1 protein-coding gene is annotated in these 2,265 nt (G+C 66.4%); it reads left to right on the top strand.

Annotated elements, in window-relative coordinates:
• Nucleotides 1-2,057, top strand: a 2,057-nt coding sequence (locus WBV89_RS11845; RefSeq protein ID WP_423981557.1) for a N,N-dimethylformamidase beta subunit family domain-containing protein, incomplete at its 5' end; no start/stop codon positions are given.
• Nucleotides 2,058-2,265: the final 208 nt, after the last annotated feature.

The raw sequence follows: 2,265 nt of genomic DNA, 5'->3' as shown, positions 1-2,265 counted from the left end.
GGTACGAAGAAAGTGAATGTGACAGCGCGCTGAACGGTCGTTACGACGGCAAGCCTCAGTCGCTGCGGCAAGGATCTTGGGCGGTCGTCCCACCGAACCCCTTCTTTGCCGACCTCAAGGGTTTGCGTGTCGAGCTCTGCGTCTTTCCGACCCTGGTCGACGGGTCGCGCACGTTGCTTGACTGCTCGGACGAACGCGGTGGATTCGCGCTCGAACTGCGCGACGGTGTCGCGTGCTTCGTCACTCGAGGCGACGACGGAACAGCGATCGAACTCACGGCCGAGTCACCCGTCCCGCTCCGCCGCTGGACGCGAATCACCGCCAACTACGACCCCGACGAAGAGGAGATGCGAATGTCGGCGGTTCCGCTGGTCACCGCACCCGGTGACCGAGTGACAGCGCGGCCGTGGACCGGGAAACGACAGGCCCGCGCTCGCGTGTGCTCGGAAGGGCCGGTGACCTTCGCGGCTCGAATGCAGGGAGACCAGCGCGACCAGTACTTCGACGGACGGCTCGACGCCTGCAGCGTGGGCTCGGACCCGTACGGCGAGCCCGACGTTCGGTGGGATTTCTCGCTCGACATCGGGACCGAGCGCATCAGCGACCGGGGGCTGCATCAGCTGCACGGCCGCACAATGCAGCTGCCGTCGCGGGCGATACCGGGCGTCGAGTGGACGGGAGAGGTGCACGACTGGACGGTCGACCGTCGACACTACGGGGCCATCCACTTCCACTCCGACGATCTGGCAGACGCGGAGTGGGAGACGACGTGCAGCCTTGTCGTCCCCGGCGACCTCCAGAGCGGCGTCTACGCGCTGCGGTCGCGGACGGAAAACGGCGACGAGGATCATGCGGTCTTCTTCGTTGCTCCCGGCGACGACGATGCACCCGCCGACGTGGCGTGGCTCGCATCGACGATCACCTACCGGGCGTACGCGAACGTTCGACTGAATCTCAGCCCCGACCTGATCTTCGGAAGCTGGGCCGAGGCCGAGGTCGCCAACGACCGCTTCCTCATGGAACACCCCGAATGCGGTCTCAGTTGCTACGAAATCCACGCCGACGGGCACGGCGTCGCGAACAGCTCGCACAAACGACCCGTCATGAATCTCAAACCCAAAGGCGGCGTGTGGTCGTTCACGGCAGACACGAACATCGTGGCCTGGCTCGATCGTACGAACGTGGCCCACGACGTGATCACCGACGACGCCCTCCACGACCACGGCCGCGAGCTGCTCGATCGCTACCGAGTCATCGTCACCGGAACCCATCCCGAGTACTGGACCACGCCCATGCTCGACGCGCTGGAGGGCTGGCTTTCTCGTGGCGGCAGGTTGATGGTGATGGGAGGAAACGGCTTCTACTGGCGGACCGGGGTACATGGTTCGATGCCTGGCGCAGTGGAAGTGCGACGTGCCGAAGACGGCGCTCGCGCCTGGATATCCGAACCCGGCGAGTATGCGATGGAAACGTCCGGTGAGCTCGGCGGACTCTGGCGCCGGATTGGTCGCCCGCCCAATCGCGTCACCGGGTCCGGGTTCGCGGCGCAGGGCTTCATCACCTCGGGCCACTACCGCCGTTCTGATGCATGGGACGACCCGCGGGTGGCTTTCGCCGTGGAGGGTCTCACCGACAGCGATCTACTCGGCGACCACGGCACGATCGGCGGCGGCGCCGCCGGACAGGAAATCGACCGCTTCGACGAGAGCCTTGGGTCCCCCTCACACTCGATCATCTTGGCATCCTCGGTTGGGCACCCGCCCGACATGCTGCAGACGAAAGAGGAGTTCGCCGCGACAGGTATCCCGATACCGGGAACCGCCGTGCGGGCCGACGTCGTGTTCTTCGAGACACCCCAGGGCGGCGCCGTGTTCTCGACCGGAAGCATTGCCTGGGCGGGCAGCCTCGCAACGAACGGCTACGACAATGACGTTGCGAAGCTGACGACGAATGTCCTGACACGCTTCGCCGACGAAACGCCGTTCGAGGCTCCGGAAGGTGTCGTCCGACCCACAGGGCTTCCCCAGGAAGTCGCCGCCGAGGCCGGACTGTGGTGATCGACGTGCCGGACCAGCCGACGGTGGTCGTACTCGGCGCTGCGGGAGGAATGGGGCGCATGGCCGCGAACGTGGCCTCGTCGTACGCAGACCTCGGCGAACTGGTGGTGGCGGACATCGACGTTGCGGCAGCCGAACGGGTCGTGGCGGAACTCACCCCAGCGGCCCGGACGCGACTGCGCGCCGCGCACGTCGACGTGACCGATGG

Source organism: Ilumatobacter sp. (genome assembly GCF_049588435.1).
Taxonomy (GTDB): domain Bacteria; phylum Actinomycetota; class Acidimicrobiia; order Acidimicrobiales; family Ilumatobacteraceae; genus Ilumatobacter_A.
The sequence above is the reverse complement of the archived record's forward strand: the minus strand, read 5'-3'. Positions and strand labels throughout refer to the sequence as shown.